General features: G+C 63.2%; 13 protein-coding genes and 1 other RNA gene. 13 read left to right on the top strand and 1 reads right to left on the bottom strand.

The features are described 5' to 3' along the window. The first annotated feature begins 23 nt into the window (after positions 1–23). Positions 24–1,088 carry a dihydroorotase gene (pyrC, locus tag RE432_RS19385; RefSeq protein WP_310935159.1) on the top strand — a complete coding sequence of 355 codons (1,065 nt, stop codon included), beginning with the start codon at positions 24–26 and terminating at the stop codon, positions 1,086–1,088. Positions 1,089–1,164: 76 nt separating this feature from the next. Here pyrC and RE432_RS19380 read toward each other — a convergent pair whose 3' ends face one another. Then, entirely contained in the window at positions 1,165–2,967 is a 1,803-nt protein-coding gene (locus RE432_RS19380) for an ATP-binding cassette domain-containing protein (RefSeq protein ID WP_310935158.1), read from the bottom strand. A gap of 64 nt (positions 2,968–3,031) precedes the next feature. Between RE432_RS19380 and rnpB the strand changes: the two genes are divergently transcribed. From rnpB to RE432_RS19320, 12 genes are all read left to right on the top strand, one after another. Beyond that, positions 3,032–3,442, top strand: an RNA gene (rnpB, locus tag RE432_RS19375) — RNase P RNA component class A. 270 nt (positions 3,443–3,712) lie between these two features. Beyond that, the gene (gene mraZ, locus RE432_RS19370) at positions 3,713–4,141 is read left to right on the top strand and encodes a division/cell wall cluster transcriptional repressor MraZ (protein ID WP_310935157.1); all 429 of its coding nucleotides are present in this window, start codon (positions 3,713–3,715) and stop codon (positions 4,139–4,141) included. 8 nt (positions 4,142–4,149) lie between these two features. Then, positions 4,150–5,223 (top strand): 16S rRNA (cytosine(1402)-N(4))-methyltransferase RsmH, encoded by a 1,074-nt coding sequence (gene rsmH / locus RE432_RS19365; protein ID WP_310935156.1) that lies wholly within the window; start codon positions 4,150–4,152, stop codon positions 5,221–5,223. Then, positions 5,223–5,525 (top strand): cell division protein FtsL, encoded by a 303-nt coding sequence (ftsL, locus tag RE432_RS19360; RefSeq protein ID WP_310935155.1) that lies wholly within the window; start codon positions 5,223–5,225, stop codon positions 5,523–5,525. Before rsmH ends, ftsL begins: the two co-directional genes overlap by 1 nt. Further along, entirely contained in the window at positions 5,522–7,258 is a 1,737-nt protein-coding gene (locus RE432_RS19355) for a penicillin-binding protein 2 (protein WP_310935154.1), read from the top strand. The genes ftsL and RE432_RS19355 overlap by 4 nt, the downstream gene beginning before the upstream one ends. Continuing rightward, a complete protein-coding gene (murF, locus tag RE432_RS19350; protein WP_310935153.1) occupies positions 7,255–10,044 on the top strand; it encodes a bifunctional UDP-N-acetylmuramoyl-L-alanyl-D-glutamate--2,6-diaminopimelate ligase MurE/UDP-N-acetylmuramoyl-tripeptide--D-alanyl-D-alanine ligase MurF in 2,790 nt (929 codons plus the stop codon). The genes RE432_RS19355 and murF overlap by 4 nt, the downstream gene beginning before the upstream one ends. Beyond that, positions 10,034–11,206 carry a phospho-N-acetylmuramoyl-pentapeptide-transferase gene (gene mraY, locus RE432_RS19345; protein WP_310935152.1) on the top strand — a complete coding sequence of 391 codons (1,173 nt, stop codon included), beginning with the start codon at positions 10,034–10,036 and terminating at the stop codon, positions 11,204–11,206. Before murF ends, mraY begins: the two co-directional genes overlap by 11 nt. Next, positions 11,203–12,729, top strand: coding sequence for a UDP-N-acetylmuramoyl-L-alanine--D-glutamate ligase (gene murD / locus RE432_RS19340; RefSeq protein WP_310935151.1), 1,527 nt, complete (start codon positions 11,203–11,205; stop codon positions 12,727–12,729). Before mraY ends, murD begins: the two co-directional genes overlap by 4 nt. Beyond that, complete coding sequence (gene ftsW / locus RE432_RS19335; RefSeq protein ID WP_310935150.1) at positions 12,726–13,919, top strand: putative lipid II flippase FtsW; 1,194 nt, start codon at positions 12,726–12,728, stop codon at positions 13,917–13,919. The genes murD and ftsW overlap by 4 nt, the downstream gene beginning before the upstream one ends. Next, entirely contained in the window at positions 13,916–14,989 is a 1,074-nt protein-coding gene (murG, locus tag RE432_RS19330; RefSeq protein WP_310935149.1) for an undecaprenyldiphospho-muramoylpentapeptide beta-N-acetylglucosaminyltransferase, read from the top strand. The genes ftsW and murG overlap by 4 nt, the downstream gene beginning before the upstream one ends. Continuing rightward, a complete protein-coding gene (gene murC / locus RE432_RS19325) occupies positions 14,986–16,392 on the top strand; it encodes a UDP-N-acetylmuramate--L-alanine ligase (protein WP_310935148.1) in 1,407 nt (468 codons plus the stop codon). Before murG ends, murC begins: the two co-directional genes overlap by 4 nt. Then, the gene (locus tag RE432_RS19320; protein ID WP_310935147.1) at positions 16,389–17,336 is read left to right on the top strand and encodes a D-alanine--D-alanine ligase; all 948 of its coding nucleotides are present in this window, start codon (positions 16,389–16,391) and stop codon (positions 17,334–17,336) included. Before murC ends, RE432_RS19320 begins: the two co-directional genes overlap by 4 nt. The last annotated feature ends 3 nt before the right edge of the window (positions 17,337–17,339 follow it).

The following is a 17,339-nucleotide window of genomic DNA, read 5'->3' as shown; positions in this document are numbered from 1 at the left end:
TGTTTATAAGAAGACTTTTCAACATGACTGCTTCAACCGAGAGCCTGACCCTTATCCGCCCCGACGACTGGCATTTGCACCTGCGCGACGGCGCCGTCCTGGATTCTGTGGTCGCGGATACGGCAAGGCAATTTGCGCGCGCCATCATCATGCCCAACCTGAAGCCGCCGGTGACCACGACATCGCTGGCGCTGGCCTATCGCGAGCGTATCGTTGCGGCCCTGGGCCGGGCGGGCGTCGCCCCAGACAGCTTCACGCCGCTCATGACGCTTTACCTGACCAACAATACCAGCGCCGATGAAGTCCTGCGGGCCAGCGAGTCGGGCGTGGTGCACGGCATCAAGCTTTACCCGGCTGGCGCAACGACCAATTCCGATGCGGGCGTGACCGACCTGCTGAAATGCTGTGCGCCGGCGCTCGAGGCGATGCAGCGCGCCGGCATGCCCTTGCTGGTGCATGGCGAAGTCACCGACCCCGAGGTGGATCTATTCGATCGCGAAGCGGTGTTCATCGAGCGCGTGATGCAGCCTTTGCGTCGTGCTTTTCCCGAGCTCAAGGTGGTGTTCGAGCACCTGACCACGCGCGATGGGGTCGAGTATGTGCGGCAGGCGGATGGCCCGGTGGCGGCCACGATCACCGCCCATCATCTGCTGTACAACCGCAATGCGCTGTTCCTGGGCGGGATACGCCCGCACTGGTATTGCCTGCCCGTGCTGAAGCGCGAAAAACACAGGCTGGCGCTGCTGGACGCCGCCACGAGCGGTTCGGGGCGTTTCTTTCTGGGCACCGACAGCGCGCCGCATCCCAAGGGGCTGAAAGAGCATGCCTGCGGATGTGCCGGGTGCTATACCGCCTTGCACGCAATGGAGCTGTATGCGACGGCCTTCGATTCCGTCGGCAAGCTTGACCAACTGGAGGCATTCGCCAGCCTGAATGGCCCCGCCTTTTATGGCTTGCCGGTCAACCAGGGCAAGCTGGTGCTGCAGCGCACCGATTACCTGATCCCAGAGGAACTGCCCATGGCCGATTCAACGGTGGTGCCGCTTGCCGCGGGCGAGGCGCTGGGCTGGAAAGCGTCGGCGGGCTGAGCCAGGCCGCCCGGCGCGCCGGTCCAGGCAGCGGAGCGCCGGGAATCAGCGCGGGACGGCGCCGCGGTCTGTACGCTTAGCTGGCGTTTTTCTTTTCTTCCAGCGTTTCCCATCGCGTAAACAGTTCGGCCAGCTTTTCTTCTATGCCATGCAGTTGCGCATTGACGGCATCGACCTCGTCCGGGGCGTCGCGGTACAGGCTGCCGTCGGCCAGCCTGGCAGCCAGCGCCGACTGCTCCGCTTCCAGTTCGGCAATCGCGTCGGGAATGCCTTCCAGTTCGGTCAGTTCCCACGCCGTAATACGGGTTTTCCTGGCGGGTTTCGGACGCTCGGGGGCCGGCGCTTCCTTTCTTTTGGGTTTGTTGTCGGGGGCATCGGGCTGTTCGGGCCGCTGCGCCAGCCATTCATCGTAGCCGCCCACGTATTCCTGCCAATGGCCGTCGCCTTCCGCCGCAATGGTCTGGGTGACCACATTGTTCAGGAACTCGCGGTCGTGGCTGACCAGCAAGACGGTGCCGGGATAGCTCTGCAGAAGTTCTTCCAGCAGCTCCAGGGTTTCGATATCCAGGTCATTGGTGGGTTCGTCCAGCACCAGCACATTGGTGGGGCGGGCGAACATCCGCGCCAGCACGAGGCGGGCGCGCTCGCCGCCCGACAGGCTGTGGACGGGCGAGTGCGCGCGGGCGGGCGGGAAGAGGAAGTCTTCCAGATAGCTCATGACGTGCTTGCGCTGGTCGCCGATCTCGACCCACTCGCTGCCGGGGTTGATGGTGTCGGCCAGCGTGGCCTGTTCGTCAAGTTGCGAGCGCATCTGGTCGAAGTAGCCAACGGTCAGGTTGACCCCCAGCCGTACGCTGCCGGCGCTGGGTTGCAGTTTGCCCAGAATGATCTTGAGCAATGTCGTTTTACCCGCGCCGTTGGGGCCGATCAGGCCGATGCGGTCTTTGCGCAGGATGATGGTGGATAGGTCGCGGATAATGGTTTTGTCGCTATAGCGGTGGGTCACTTGCTCGAGTTCGGCCACCAGCTTGCCCGAGCGCTGTCCTTCGGCCACCGCCAGGTTGACGTTGCCCTGGCGCTCGCGCCGGGATGCGCGCTCGCGGCGCAGCTGCTCCAAGCGCCGCACCCGCCCTTCGTTTCGGGTGCGGCGCGCTTCAACGCCCTTGCGTATCCAGACTTCTTCCTGGGCGAGCACCTTGTCGAACTTGGCATTTTGCTGCTTCTCGGCCTCGAGCCACTCTGCCTTGCGCTGTTGCCAGGTCGAGAAATTGCCGGGGAAGCTGAACAGCTTGCCGCGGTCCAGTTCCACAATGCGCGTTGCCACGGCATCCAGGAAACGGCGGTCGTGGGTAATGATCACCACGCTGCACGAAGCGTTCAGCAGCAGGCTTTCGAGCCATGCAATGCCAATGAAGTCCAGGTGGTTGGTCGGTTCGTCGAGCAGCAGCAGATCGGGCTCGTCGGCCAGCGCGCGCGCCAGGGCGACGCGCTTGCGCGTGCCGCCCGACAGGCCGGCGATACCATCGTCCGGATTTAGCCCCAGTTGTTCGATCAGGGCGCTGACCCGTGAAGGGCGCATCCAGTCTTCGCTTTCGGTGGTGTCCCCGCACACAGTATCGTAGATGGTCAGGCTGTCGTCCAGGTCGGGTTCCTGTTCGACGGTGGCGGTTTTCAGTCCGCCCAGGCGCATGATGTCTCCGTCGTCAAGTACGGTGCGGCCGTCCAGAACCTTGAGCAGGGACGACTTGCCCGCGCCGTTGCGGCCGATCAGGCCAATGCGTTCGCCAGGCTGGATGGCGAAGTCGGCGTGATCGAGCAGTGGGTGGTGTCCATAAGCAAGCTGGGCGTTGCTCAGGGTAATCAGCGTATTCGCGGCCATAACAGAAAAGCTCGTGTTTCAAGATCAGGAAAACCTCTATTGTCGCAGGTTACAATGCAGGGGTGAGGCAGGTTGGGCAATCGCGGTGCCGTCAGGCATCGAGGAAGGTCCGGACTCCATAGGGCAGGGTAGCGGCTAACGGCCGTCCGGCAAAGCCATGCACACGTGCATGGACAAGCCGAGGAACAGGGCCACAGAGACGAGTCTGCCACGCGGGCATGCCTTGGCATGCACTGACACGGCCATCTCCGTGTTGCGCAGCCGGTTCGCCGGCGGCGGCGTGGCAGGGTGAAACGCGGCAACCTCTACCCGGAGCAACATCAAATAGGCATGCGCAGGCTTCGTGCCCGAAGGGCGGCTCGTCCAAGCATGCGGGTAGATGGCTAGAGTGCGGCAGCAATGCCGCAACCAGAGGAATGATTGCCCGCCAGGCTTGCCTGGCGTACAAAATCCGGCCTACAGACCTGTCTCACCTCTTCTTCATGCCGCTTGCCTTGGCCGCCGGGGCAAGTTGTCAACAAATGCAAAGCTGCGCGCCCGATTTCTGCCCGTCTTCTTACAAAGGACATGCAGATGCTTCTCCAATTTCTTGATTTATCTACATATTTTTTTCTCCTTAGCTCTCTAAAACCTCGCTAAGTGCTTGTTGTAATTGAAAAAATTGCAACTTTGCGCTTGACCTGCCGCTTTCCATACCGTAGAGTGGGGAAAAGTAGGTTTTTGTGCAACAAAGTGGGGAAAAATAGTGTTCCAGGGCAGCAGCGCACTCACATTAGATGCTAAGGGGAGGATATCCATTCCGACCCGGCATCGTGACGCGCTCGTTTCGCAGGTCGAGGGGCGCTTGACCCTGACGCGGCACCCTGATGGCTGTCTGTTGGTCTATCCCCGTCCGGTCTGGGAAAAAAGGCGCGAGCAGATTGCCGCCTTCCCCATGCAGGCCCGTCCGCTGCAGCGCTTGTTGCTGGGCAGCGCACAAGATGTCGACATGGATGGCTCCGGCCGGATACTGGTTGCCCCCGAATTGCGTACGGCAGCCGGCTTGACGCGTGAAGTCATGCTGCTGGGCATGGCCAGTCATTTCGAGCTGTGGGATGCCGCCGAGTGGGCGCGCCGCGAAGCCGAGGACCTTGCCAAAGGCATGCCTGACGTTCTGAACAGTTTTTCTTTTTGAACCCGACTATGGAGTTTTCGCACCGATCCGTGCTTCTGGAGCCTACGGTCAACGCTCTCGTTGAACCTGATTTTGGCGCCAAGGGCAAACAGAAGCAGGCGCACAGCGATGCGCAGGGTCTGGCCGGCGGGGTGTTTGTAGACGGTACGTTTGGCCGCGGTGGGCACAGCCGCTTATTGCTGTCGCGGCTGTCGCGCGATGCCAGGCTGGTGGTGTTTGACAAGGACCCCGAAGCCATTGCCGTGGCGCATGCCCTGCAGCGCGAAGATGAACGGGTCGTGGTGGTGCATAGCGGTTTTGCAGAGATGCCGGACCAGTTGCGCAAGCTGGGTGTGGAAAAGGTCAATGGTGTGATGCTTGATCTGGGCATTTCATCGCCCCAGATCGATGATGCCAGCCGGGGGTTTTCCTTCATGCGCGAAGGCCCGCTGGATATGCGTATGGATACCAGCAGCGGATTGACCGCTGCGCAATGGCTGGCTCAGGTCAGTGTCGAAGAATTAAAGGAGGTCATAGCTAAATATGGCGAAGAACGGTTTGCTTTCCAGATTGCAAAGGCGGTTATTGCTCGCCGCGAATCCAGGCCGCTGCGCACAACGCTCGACCTCGCCGAGCTCGTCGCCAGTGTCGTCCGTACGCGCGAAAAGGGTCAACACCCGGCCACTCGCACCTTTCAGGCTATACGGATTTACCTCAATCAAGAACTCGAGGAGCTCGCGCTCGCCCTCGCGGCAATTCTAAGGGTCCTGGCGCCGGGAGGGCGTTTAGCGGTGATCAGTTTCCATTCTCTTGAAGACCGTATGGTCAAGCAGTGCATCGCAGCGGCGGCCCGGCCTGCCGCTGTGCACGCCCGCCTGCCCATTCTCGAGAAAGACATGCCCCAGCCCATACTGAAATCCCTGGGCCGCATCCTTCCGACGGAACAAGAGTCAAAAGAGAATGTGCGGGCCCGGTCCGCGGTGCTGCGGGTGGCCGAGCGCACCGCCACGCCCTTGCCGGCCGATCAGGGCGCGTCTTTTGTGACGGCAATGAGCCTGGTCGCCAGGCCGTCCGAGCGCCATGGCGGAAGGGGGCGCAAATAATGGGCCGCCTGATCATCTTTTTTGCGGTTCTGCTGATGGTCTCGGCGCTGTCTCTGGTGACGGCGCGTTTTCAATCGCGCCAATTGTTTGTCCAAGCCGACCGGCTTGAGGACAAAGCGCGCGAGCTCGATACCGATTGGCGCCGGCTGCAGCTCGAGCGTGCAGAGCTGGCCCGCAATGCGCGTATCGACGGCGTGGCCCGCAAGGATCTGAAAATGGCCTCGACCTCGCCCGACAGAACGATTTACATCAAGGGCGCCGCCAGCGGCACGCCGCAGCGCAGCGGGGAGGGCCGCCCATGAAACGCGTACGGTTCTTCGACAGTCCGGTCCTGAGCGTGCAAATGCCCTTGTGGCGCTCGCGCCTGGTGCTGATCCTGCTGATGCTCGGCTTCATCGCCTTGGGGGTCAAGGCCTTGTACTTGCAGGGTTTGTCGACGGAATTCCTGCAGCAGCAAGGTGAGCGCCGCTACGAGCGCAATTTGGTGCTGCCCGCCACGCGCGGCAAGATATTTGATCGCAGCGGGTCGGTGGTGCTGGCGTCCAGCGTTCCGGTGCGTGCGATCTGGGCGATTCCGGAAGACACCCGCAACGCGTCGGATGCGCAACTGGCCCAACTGGGCAAGCTGCTGAATATGTCCGTCAAGGATATCAAGGGCCGGCTGGTCGACGAAGAAAAGAACTTTGTCTACATCAAGCGCCAGGTGTCCATCGATATTGCCAATCAGATCAAGGACATGAAAGTGCCCGGCTTTCATCAGCAGGCCGAGATGCGCCGTTTTTATCCCGAAGGCGATATGGCGGCGCACGTGATCGGCTTCACCAATATCGAAGACAAGGGCATCGAGGGTGTCGAACTGGCCTTCAATGATGCCCTGTCGGGCCGGCCGGGCTCGCGCCGCGTGATCAAGGATCGCCTGGGGCGGGTGGTGGAAGACGTGCAGGCCATTGTGCCGCCCGTCAATGGCCAGGACTTGATGCTGTCCATAGACAGCGGCTTGCAGTTCGACGCCTACTCCGCGCTGAAGAAGGCGCTGGCCGAGCATAACGCCAAGGCGGGCGCGGGCGTGGTCATTGACGTGCGCACGGGCGAGATCCTGGCGATGGTGAATCTGCCTACCTACGATCCCAACGACCGCGACGACCGCAAGGGGCCGGTGCTGCGCAATCGGGCGCTGACCGATACGTTCGAGCCCGGCTCGATCATGAAGCCGTTCACCGCCGCTTTGGCGCTGGATATCAACCGCATCACGACGGCGACGATGTTCGACACAGGCAATGGCCAGTACCGCTACCAGGGCTCGACGATTTCCGATGTCAGCCGCAACGGCATGCTGGATGTGGCGGGCATATTAAGGCGTTCCAGCAACATCGGGATGACCATGATTTCCGAAAAGCTCACGTCGCAGGAAATGTGGACCAAGTTTACCGAGCTGGGTTTCGGCCGTCCTCCCCAGGCCAATTTCCCCGGTGTGGCATCGGGCAAGCTGCGGCCATGGGAACGCTGGCGTCCCATAGAGCGCGCTACGATGGCTTACGGCTACGGCCTGTCGGTGTCTTTGCTTCAGATCGCGCATGCCTACACGGCCTTTGCCCGCGATGGCGACATGGTGTCGCTGACTTTGCTCAAGCGTTCAGGCAAGCCGACCAGCGTGCAGGTCTATAGCCAGAAGGTGGCCGGCCAGGTGCGCGCCATGCTTGAAGCGGCGGCGGGTCCCGATGGCGCCAAGCTGGCGCAGGTGCAGGGCTACCGGGTCGCCGGCAAGAGCGGCACCGCCCGCAAGATTGTGAACGGCAAGTACAGCACATCGCTGTATCGCGGTTCTTTCGTGGGCTTTGCCCCCGTCTCGAATCCGCGCATTGTGGTTGCCGTCACGATAGACGAACCGCATTCCAATGGTTATTACGGCGGCCGCGTGGCCGCGCCGGTCTTTGCCGATATTGTGGCCAGCAGCCTGCGCCGCCTGGGTGTGCAGCCCGATGCGCCGATCGAGTCGCTGGTGGCCACCAACGTGAATGGGGAGAGGGTGCAATGAGCGCGCACGACATCCTTTCCTGGCTGCGCCAGCACGCCGCGCCGACAGCGCATCTGTGCCTGGACACCCGCCAGCTTGTTGCTGGCGATGTGTTTTTTGCTTGCGAAGGACGCGTCAGCGACGGGCGCGACTATATAGATCAGGCAATCGAGGCCGGCGCCGCGGCGATTGTCATGCATGGCGATCAGCAGGATGGCACATCGCCAGTCAAGGGCGTTCCCGTGATGGTGGTTCCGGGCTTGTCGCAGCAGCTAGGCTTGATCGCGCACCTGTGGTACGGCAAGCCGTCGGCCCAGATGTCGGTGATTGCGGTCACGGGCACCAATGGCAAGACCAGCTGCGTGCAATGGCTGGCTGCCGCCCTGAATGCGGAAGGAATTCCTTGCGGGACGATAGGCACGCTGGGCGTGTCCTTGCCTGACGGCGCCAATCTGGGCGGCGCGCTGACCACCCCCGACGTACTGACCATGCACCGCAGCCTGGCGGCGATGCATCAGGCCGGCGCGCAAGTGGTTGCGCTTGAAGCGTCCTCGATCGGCCTGGATCAAGGCCGGCTGGAGCAGGTATGCATAGACATTGCCGCCTTTACCAATCTGACGCACGATCATCTTGATTACCACCAGACGTTTGAGCACTATCGGCGGGCGAAGTTTGCCCTGTTCGATTGGCCGGGCTTGCGCAGCGCCGTCGTCAATGCCGACGATCCGGCCGGGGCGGAATTGATCGGGACGCTTGCGCCGGCCACGACGCTGGCCTATTCGACACGCGGCAAGGAAACCGCCGCCGTCCAGGCCCAGGATATTCATGCCGGCCGCTACGGCCTGGTGTTCAACCTGGTCACGCGCGACGGGGCGGCGCAACTGCTGACCCGCCTGGTGGGCGAACATAATATTGCCAACCTGCTGCTGGTGGCGGGTGTCCTGCAGCAACTGGGCTGGGACCTGTCTCGGATCGCCCGCGTCCTGGGTACATTGCGTTCGGTCGAGGGCCGTCTGCAAGTGGTCGAGCCGCTAGACGGCGCCGGCCAGGCCCAGCCGCTGGTGATTGTCGATTACGCCCATACGCCCGATGCGCTGGAGCGCGCGCTGCTGGCGCTGCGCGATGTCGCCCGGACACGCGGCGGCAGGCTGGTGTGCGTATTTGGCTGCGGCGGCAGCCGGGATCGCGGGAAACGGCCCATGATGGGCCGAATCGCCTCTGACCGGGCGGACGAAGCCGTGCTGACCAACGATAATCCCCGCCTCGAGGACCCGCTCGAGATCATCGGGCAGATTGCGGCGGGGATGCCGCGCGCGCCGCGTATCGAGCCCGACCGCGCCCAGGCGATCTTGTCGACGGTGTGGGCCGCTGAGCCCAATGACGTTGTATTGCTGGCCGGCAAAGGCCATGAAACGTATCAAGAGTCGCAGGGGCGGCGCACGCCCTTCGACGACCGCGAGTGGGCGCGTTTTGCGCTGTCCTGGCAGAAAGGCCTGAGCATCTCGACCGACACGCGCAGCATTGGTCCCGGGCAGTTGTTTGTTGCGTTGAAGGGCGATGCCTTCGACGGGCATGCCTATCTGGAAACGGCCAGGGCGGCCGGGGCCTGCGCCGCGGTGGTCGAACAGAAAGACAGCACGGTCGATATGCCCCAGTTCGCGCTGGGCGATACGCGCCAGGCCCTGATACGCATCGGCAGAATCTGGCGCCGGCAGCATGAGCTGCCGGTCATTGCCGTCACCGGCAGCAATGGCAAGACCACCACCAAGGAAATGATCGCCGCCATTCTCCGGCAGTGGCCGGGCGAAGACGCCAGCCTGGCGACGCGCGGCAACCTGAACAACGATATCGGCCTGCCGCTGACGGTGCTGCGCTTGAATCGCCAGCACCGCGCCGCCGTGCTCGAGCTAGGCATGAACCATCCCGGAGAAATCTCCCTGCTGGCGGGTGTGGCCCAGGCCACGATCGCGCTGGTGAACAACGCCCAGCGCGAACACCAGGAATTCATGCTGACAGTCGAAGCCGTGGCGCGTGAGAACGGCGCCGTCATCGAAGCCTTGCCGGACGACGGTATCGCGGTATTTCCCGGCGACGATGCCTATTCCGGCTTGTGGAGCACGCTGGCCGGCAAACGGCGCATCGTGCGTTTCGGTTTCGATTCGGATTTCGACGTCTACGCCGATCAGATTCATGCGCAGCCCACCCATACGGGTTGCCGCTTGCACACGCCCGCGGGCAGCGCCAGCCTGACGCTGGCGGCGCCCGGCGTCCACAATCTGCGCAATGCGCTGGCTGCGGCGGCCTGCGCTTGCAGTGCGGGCGTGCCGCTGGCGAGCATCGTGCAAGGCCTGGAATCATTCAATCCGGTGGCCGGCCGCATGCAGCCGCATGCGCTGGCGGACGGCTATCAATTGATTGACGATACCTATAACGCCAACCCGGATTCAGTCCGCGCGGCGATCGATGTGCTGGCCCGGCTAAGCGGCAAGCGCGTGCTGGTGCTGGGCGATATGGGCGAAGTGGGGGCGAACGGCAATGCCATGCACGCGGAAGTGGGCGCGTATGCGCACGAGTGCGGCATCGATGTGCTGCTGGCATTCGGCCCGGCCTGCGCCCATGCGGCCCAGGCTTTCGGCGCCGGTGCGCAAGCTTTCGACTCCATCGACGCGCTGAACAGCCAGTTGCTGGCGGAGTTGCCTGCGCACATTCTGGTCAAGGGGTCCCGCAGTACACGCATGGAACGGGTTGTCCACGCGCTTGAAAAACAATTAATAAACCACGAAGAAGGGGCTCGCCATGCTACTTGAACTGGCGCGTTGGCTATCGGATTCGCATATACGCGCATTTGGTGTCGTTGAATACATTACGTTCCGTGCCGTGCTGGCTTGCGGCACCGCGCTGTTGATCGGCCTGTGTGCCGGACCCTGGGTGATTCGCAAACTCACCGAGCTCAAGATCGGCCAGGCCGTGCGCGCCTATGGCCCCGAATCGCACTTGCAGAAAACCGGTACGCCGACCATGGGCGGGGCCTTGATCCTGATCTCCGTCGGCGTCAGCACCCTGATGTGGGCCGACTGGACCAACCGTTTCGTCTGGGTGGTGCTCATGGTCACTTTCGGTTTTGGCTGGATAGGCTGGGCCGATGACTACAAGAAAGTGGTCAATCGCGATCCGGAAGGCATGTCTTCGCGCCGCAAGTTTTTCTGGCAGGCGCTGATCGGGATCGTGGCGGCGGTCTATCTGAGCTTTGCGGTGTCGGCGCCCGCCAACGCGGACCTCTGGCCGCTGTTCCGCGACTGGGTCTTGAGCGGCTTCACCATGCCCTTGCCCACCCGCGCCGACTTGATCGTGCCTTTCTTCAAGAGCGTGAGCTATCCGCTGGGCGTCTTTGGTTTCGTCGCGCTGACCTGGCTGGTGATTGTCGGCTCGAGCAACGCTGTCAACCTGACTGACGGCCTGGACGGGCTGGCCATCATGCCGACGGTCATGGTGGGCAGCGCCCTGGGTATTTTTGCCTACGTGGTGGGGCGTGTCGATTACTCCAAGTATCTGCTCTTTCCCTATATACCGGGTGCCTCCGAGCTGATGGTGCTGTGCGCCGCGATTGCCGGGGCGGGGCTGGCCTTTTTGTGGTTCAACGCCTATCCGGCCCAGGTGTTCATGGGCGACGTCGGCGCGCTGGCCCTGGGCGGTGCATTGGGCACGATTGCGGTCATTGTGCGCCAGGAAATCGTCCTGTTCATCATGGGCGGCGTGTTCGTGGTGGAAACGCTGTCGGTGATGCTGCAGGTGGCCTGGTTCAAATACACCAAAAGACGCTATGGCGAAGGCAGGCGAATATTCCGCATGGCGCCGCTGCACCACCATTTCGAGGTGACCGGCTGGAAGGAAACACAGGTGGTGGTCAGGTTCTGGATCATCAGCATGATGCTGGTGCTTATTGGTTTGGCAAGTTTGAAACTGCGATGAAAAAAATGTCTTTTCCCTCGGTGCGTGTCGATGGCCTGACCCTGATTCTGGGTCTGGGCGAGACCGGCCTTGCTGCCGCGCGATGGTGCGCCCAGCAGGGCGCGCACTTGCGCGTGCTCGACACACGTGCCGAGCCGGGGGGATTGGCGGCATTGCGGGCGCTGGATGGGGCGCGCATCGATTGCCGCCTTGGGCCGGACGTCCTGGCCGAGGACGCCTTGCAAGACGTGCATACCCTTGTCCTGAGTCCGGGGCTGTCGCCCAACCAGGAGCCGGTCAGCGCATTCCTGGCCATGGCGGCCCAGCGCGGCATCGAAGTCATCGGCGAGATCGAACTCTTTGCCCGTGCGCTGGCCGATATGGCCGGGCAGGATTACAAGCCCCGGGTTCTGGCCATTACCGGCACCAACGGCAAGACCACCGTCACGGCGATGGCGCGCCAACTGGTGCAGGCCGGCGGCCTGGCGGCCAAGGTGGCGGGCAATATCAGCCCGGCCGCCCTGAACGCGCTGGGCGATGCGCTGGCCGCGGATGATTTGCCCGATGTCTGGGTGCTGGAACTGTCCAGTTTTCAGCTTGAAACAACCCATACGCTGGCGCCCGACGCCGCGGTGGTGTTGAATGTGACGCAAGACCATCTGGATTGGCACGGATCGATGCAGGCCTACGCCGCCGCCAAGGCGCGTTTGCTGGGCATGGCGCGCATCGCGATCGTGAATCGCGATGACGAGGCGGTCATGGGCATGGTCGGCAATGTCCGGGCGATGACGGTCCGCAGTTTTGGCCAAGGCGTGCCCGAGTATGAAGGCGACCTGGGGCTGGACGGCAACCCGGGCATGTTATGGCTGACGGCTGCGGAAGCGGTTGATTTCGATCTTCCCGCGGCGCCAAGCCGGCGCAAGAAGTCTCAGGAAGAACCGCTGCGCCCCGAAGGCCGGGCTACACACCTGATGCCTGTCGACGCCTTGCATGTGCGCGGCCGGCATAACGCCCTGAATGCGCTGGCGGCCCTGGCGCTGGCCCGCAGCCTGGGCCTGGGCTGGGCCAATATGCTGCATGCCCTGAGGGACTACATGGGCGAAGCGCATCGTACCGAGTTCGTCCGGACGATTGCAGGCGTCGATTTCATCAATGACAGCAAAGGCACGAACGTGGGCGCGACCGTCGCCGCGCTCGACGGCATGGGCGCCCCGGTGGTGCTGATTGCCGGCGGGCTGGGCAAAGGGCAGGATTTTGCGCCATTGGCCAGGGCGGTGCGTGAACACGCCCGGGCCGTGGTGCTGATCGGACAGGACGCGGAGTCGATCGAGCAGGCGCTCTCTGATACAGGCGTCCGCACAGAGCGCGCCGCCACGCTGGGCATGGCCGTCAACCGCGGTTTCGAGCTGGCGCAGCCCGGCGATACGGTATTGCTGTCGCCCGCGTGCGCCAGCATGGATATGTTCCGGAATTACGGTCATCGCGGCAGCAGCTTTGTCGATGAAGTGCAAGAACTGGCCTTGAGCCGTGGGGAGGTCGCATGAGCCTTTTTGCGGATCTCACTTCGGGCGTGAATGCGGTCAGGCCAGGGCGTACGACCATGCCCAGCATCGATATCTCGATGCTGGTGGCGGCATCCACCTTGGCGCTGTTCGGTTTGCTCATGGTGTATTCGGCATCCATCGCGCTGGCCGACGGCCCCCGGTATGAAAGCTACGGGCGCTACTATTTTGTCATACGCCATGGGCTGTTCATCGTGGTGGGACTGCTGTGCGCGCTGTTCGCGGCCAGCATTCCCCTGAAGGTATGGCAGAAGTTCGCCGTCCCGCTGTTCCTGCTGTGCCTGTTGCTGCTGGTGGTCGTGCTGATTCCGGGCGTGGGGCGCGAGGTCAACGGCGCGCGGCGCTGGCTGCCCGTGGGGCCGATCAACTTCCAGCCGTCCGAACTCATGAAGGTGGCCGTCTTGCTGTACGCGGCAGACTACACCGTGCGCAAGCAGGAACATATGCAGAACTTCCTGCGCGGCTTCCTGCCCATGGCGTGCGCCCTGGCCGTGGTGGGCATGGTGCTGCTGCTGGAACCCGACCTGGGGGCCTTCATGGTGATCGTGGCGATCGCCGTAGGCATTTTGTTCATCGGCGGCATCAACGGCAAGCTGTTTTCCTCTTTGTTGTGCATATTGGTGGGCAGCTTCCTGCTGCTCATCTGGCTTTCCCCCTGGCGCCGCGAGCGCTTGTTTGTGTACCTGGACCCCTGGAATCCCGACAATGCCTATGGCAGCGCGTACCAGCTTTCGCATTCGCTGATTGCACTGGGCCGGGGCGAGTGGTTTGGCGTGGGCCTGGGCGCCAGCATCGAAAAACTGCATTATCTGCCCGAGGCGCATACTGACTTCATCGTCGCCGTGATCGGAGAGGAACTCGGTTTCATTGGGCTGGCCTGCCTGATCAGTCTGTTTGTCTTCCTGGTGTGGCGCGGCTTCGAGATCGGCCGGCAGGCCATCGCCATGGAACGGATTTTCAATGGCCTGGTGGCGCAGGGCGTGGCCCTGTGGTTCGGCGTGCAGTCCTTTATCAACATTGGCGTGTGCCTGGGCTTGCTGCCGACCAAAGGCCTGACGCTGCCCATGGTGAGCTACGGCGGCAGCGGCATCGTCATGAACTTCGTGGCCATGGCCCTGCTGTTCCGCGTCGATTTCGAAAACCGCAACATGATGCGAGGTAAACGGACATGAGCACACCTACCTTGCTGATCATGGCGGGCGGTACCGGCGGGCATATCATGCCCGGGCTGGCCGTTGCGCATGAGATGAAGGCGCGCGGATGGCGCGTGCTGTGGCTCGGCCATCCAGGACGCATGGAAGGGCGCCTGGTGCCGCCCCAGGGTTTCGAACTGATGCCCATGCGCTTTTCGGGCGTGCGCGGCAAGGGCCCGCTGGCGCTGCTCAAGCTGCCATTCACCCTGAGCCGGGCCTGCTGGCGGGCCCACGTCCTGCTTGGGCAGGTCAAGCCGGACGTGGTGCTGGGCATGGGCGGCTATGTGGCTTTCCCGGGCGGCCTTGCGGCGGCCTTGCGGCGCATTCCTTTGGTGATTCACGAACAGAATGCCGTGGCGGGCACCGCCAATCGCTGGCTCGCCAGGCTGGCCAGCAAGGTGCTGGTCGGTTTCCCGGGCGCCTTGCCCGGCGCGGTGATGGTGGGCAACCCGGTCCGGACGGCGCTTGCGCAAGTCGTGCCGTCGGCCACCCGCTATGCGAGCCGGCAGGGTCCGCTGCGCGTGCTCGTGGTGGGCGGCAGCCAAGGCGCCGCGGCCCTGAATAATATCGTTCCGAAAGCCTTGGCCAAACTGGAGCCCGGCGAGCGTCCGCTGGTCACGCACCAGGCGGGCGAGAGGCATCTGGCCTCCCTGCGGGCCGAGTATGAAAAACATGGGGTGCACGCTGTGTGCCACGCATTTATCGATGATATGGCCCATGCCCTGTCCGATGCCGATCTGGTGATTGGCCGCGCGGGGGCGATGTCGGTGGCCGAGGTGGCCGCGGTGGGCGTGGCGGCCTTGTTTGTGCCTCTGCCGCATGCGATTGACGATCATCAGACGGCCAATGCCCGCTATCTAAGCGATTGCCAGGGCGCCTGGCTGCAGAAACAGTCCGGCCTGACCGTAGAATGGCTGGCCGAGTGGCTGCGCAAGGTCAGCCGGGCCGAGCTTGCCACTGTAGCCGAGCATGCTCATGAGCACGCCTGCCTGAACGCAACGAGCCAGATTGCCGACGCGTGCGAACAAGCTGTCAGGAGGCAGGCATGAAGCATCGGATTCAAAGCATTCATTTTGTCGGCATAGGCGGCTCGGGCATGAGCGGGATTGCCGAGGTCATGCTGAACCTGGGCTACTCGATCAGCGGATCCGATCTGCAGGAAACCCATGTCACCCGCCGGCTGGCCGGGCTGGGCGCGCGCATTACCATCGGGCATGATGCCGCCAACGTCAAAGGCGTGGGGGCGATCGTGACCTCGACGGCCGTATCGGGCGACAACCCCGAGGTCCTGGCCGCGCGGACTGCGCGCATACCTGTCGTGCCGCGCGCATTGATGCTGGCCGAACTCATGCGCTTGAAGCGCGGTATCGCGGTGGCCGGCACGCATGGAAAAACCACCACGACCAGTCTGGTCGCCAGCGTATTGGCCGCCGGCGATCTTGATCCCACCTTTGTGATCGGCGGCCGGCTCAACTCCGCCGGCGCCAACGCGCGGCTGGGGCAGGGCGAGTTCATCGTGGTCGAGGCCGACGAGTCGGACGCTTCGTTCCTGAATCTGTTGCCGGTGATGGGCATCATCACCAATATCGACGTCGATCATATGGACACCTATGGCCATGACGTCGCCCGGCTGAAAAGCGCCTTCATCGAATTTACGCAGCGCCTGCCCTTCTATGGCACGGCCGTGCTGTGCAGCGACGATGCCAATGTGCGTGAAATCATTCCCTTTGTGTCGCGTCCCGTGACGACGTACGGCATCGATACCGATGCGCAGGTCCGGGCGCTGAACATTCAGGCCGATGGCACGGTGATGCGCTTCGATGTCGAGCGCCAGGGCGCCACGGGTGCTTTGCCGGCGATGTCCGTTCGATTGAATCTGCCGGGCCGCCATAACGTGCTCAACGCCCTGGCCGCCATCGCGGTGGCCACCGAGCTGGGCGTGCCCGATATGGCCATCACGGATGCGCTGGCCGCCTTTCATGGCGTGGGGCGGCGTTTTACCCAGGTGGGCGATTTTGCCGTGGCGGCCCAGCATGGCGGCGGCACGTTTACCGTGATTGACGACTATGGACATCATCCCGTAGAGATGGCCGCCACGCTGGCCGCGGCGCGCGGCGCCTGGCCCGACCGCCGCATCGTGCTGGCCTTCCAGCCGCATCGCTACACCCGTACCCGCGACTGTTTCGAAGATTTTGTCCGCGTGCTCGGACAAGCCGACGCGGTGCTGTTGACCGATGTCTATCCGGCGGGCGAACAGCCGCTGGTCGCCGCCGACGGGCGCGCGCTGGCGCGCGCGCTCAGGGTCGCCGGCAAAGTGGAGCCGGTTTTTGTGGAAGAGGTGGCAGAGCTGCCGCAAGTCATCAAGGACTTTGCCCGCCATGGCGACGTCGTGGTGATCATGGGCGCGGGATCCATCAGCAGGGTGCCCGGCCAACTAGGAGAAGTAGCATGAGCGTAGCGTATGGCCGTGTAGGCGTATTGTATGGAGGCCGGTCCGCGGAGCGGGAAGTCTCGCTGATGTCCGGCCAGGGCGTATACGAGGCCTTGCGCAGCGTGGACATCGATGCGCATTTGTTCGATACCGGCCGCTACACGCTGGTCGACCTGATCAATGCGGGCTTTGACCGCGTGTTCATCGCACTGCACGGCCGGCACGGAGAAGACGGCACGCTGCAAGGGGCGCTCGAGCTGATGAAGCTTCCCTACACCGGCAGCGGTCCGCTGGCCTCTTCCCTGGCCATGGACAAGATCATGACCAAGCAGGTGTGGCTGCAGCAAAACCTGCCTACGCCCCGCTATGCCGTCCTGACCGCGGATTCCGACCTGCAGAGCGTGGCCAACGAGCTGGGCTTGCCGCTGATCATCAAGCCGCCGCATGAAGGCTCGACGCTGGGCGTCACCAAGGTCGAAGCCTTGAGCGAGCTGCAGCAGGCCTACCAGCTGGCCGCCAAATACGACGAGGAAGTGCTGGCCGAGCAGTTCATCGCCGGCCGTGAGCTGACGGTGCCTTTGCTGGGCAAGGGCAAGTCTGCGCGCGCCTTGCCCATCATTGAAATCGTGGCGCCTGACGGCAACTACGATTACGAGCACAAATACGTGTCGGACGAAACCCGCTATATATGTCCCGCCGAAGTGGACGACGCATTGACCGCATCCATCCTTGGCATTGCCGAGCAGGCCTATGTGGCCCTGGGCTGCGAAGGGTGGGGGCGGGCCGACTTCATGCTGGATGAGTCGGGCAAGCCATGGCTGCTCGAAATGAATACATCGCCGGGCATGACCAGCCATTCGCTGGTGCCCATGGGCGCCAAGGCCGCCGGCATGAGCTATGCCGAGTTGTGCATGGCGATTCTATCCACCGCGTCCTGCAAAGTGCAGGCGCCGCCGACTGTCTAAGGA

Source organism: Pusillimonas sp. SM2304 (genome assembly GCF_031628915.1).
GTDB lineage: Bacteria > Pseudomonadota > Gammaproteobacteria > Burkholderiales > Burkholderiaceae_B > Pusillimonas_C.
Note: the sequence above shows the minus strand (reverse complement) of the source record. Positions and strands in the feature narration are given on the sequence as shown.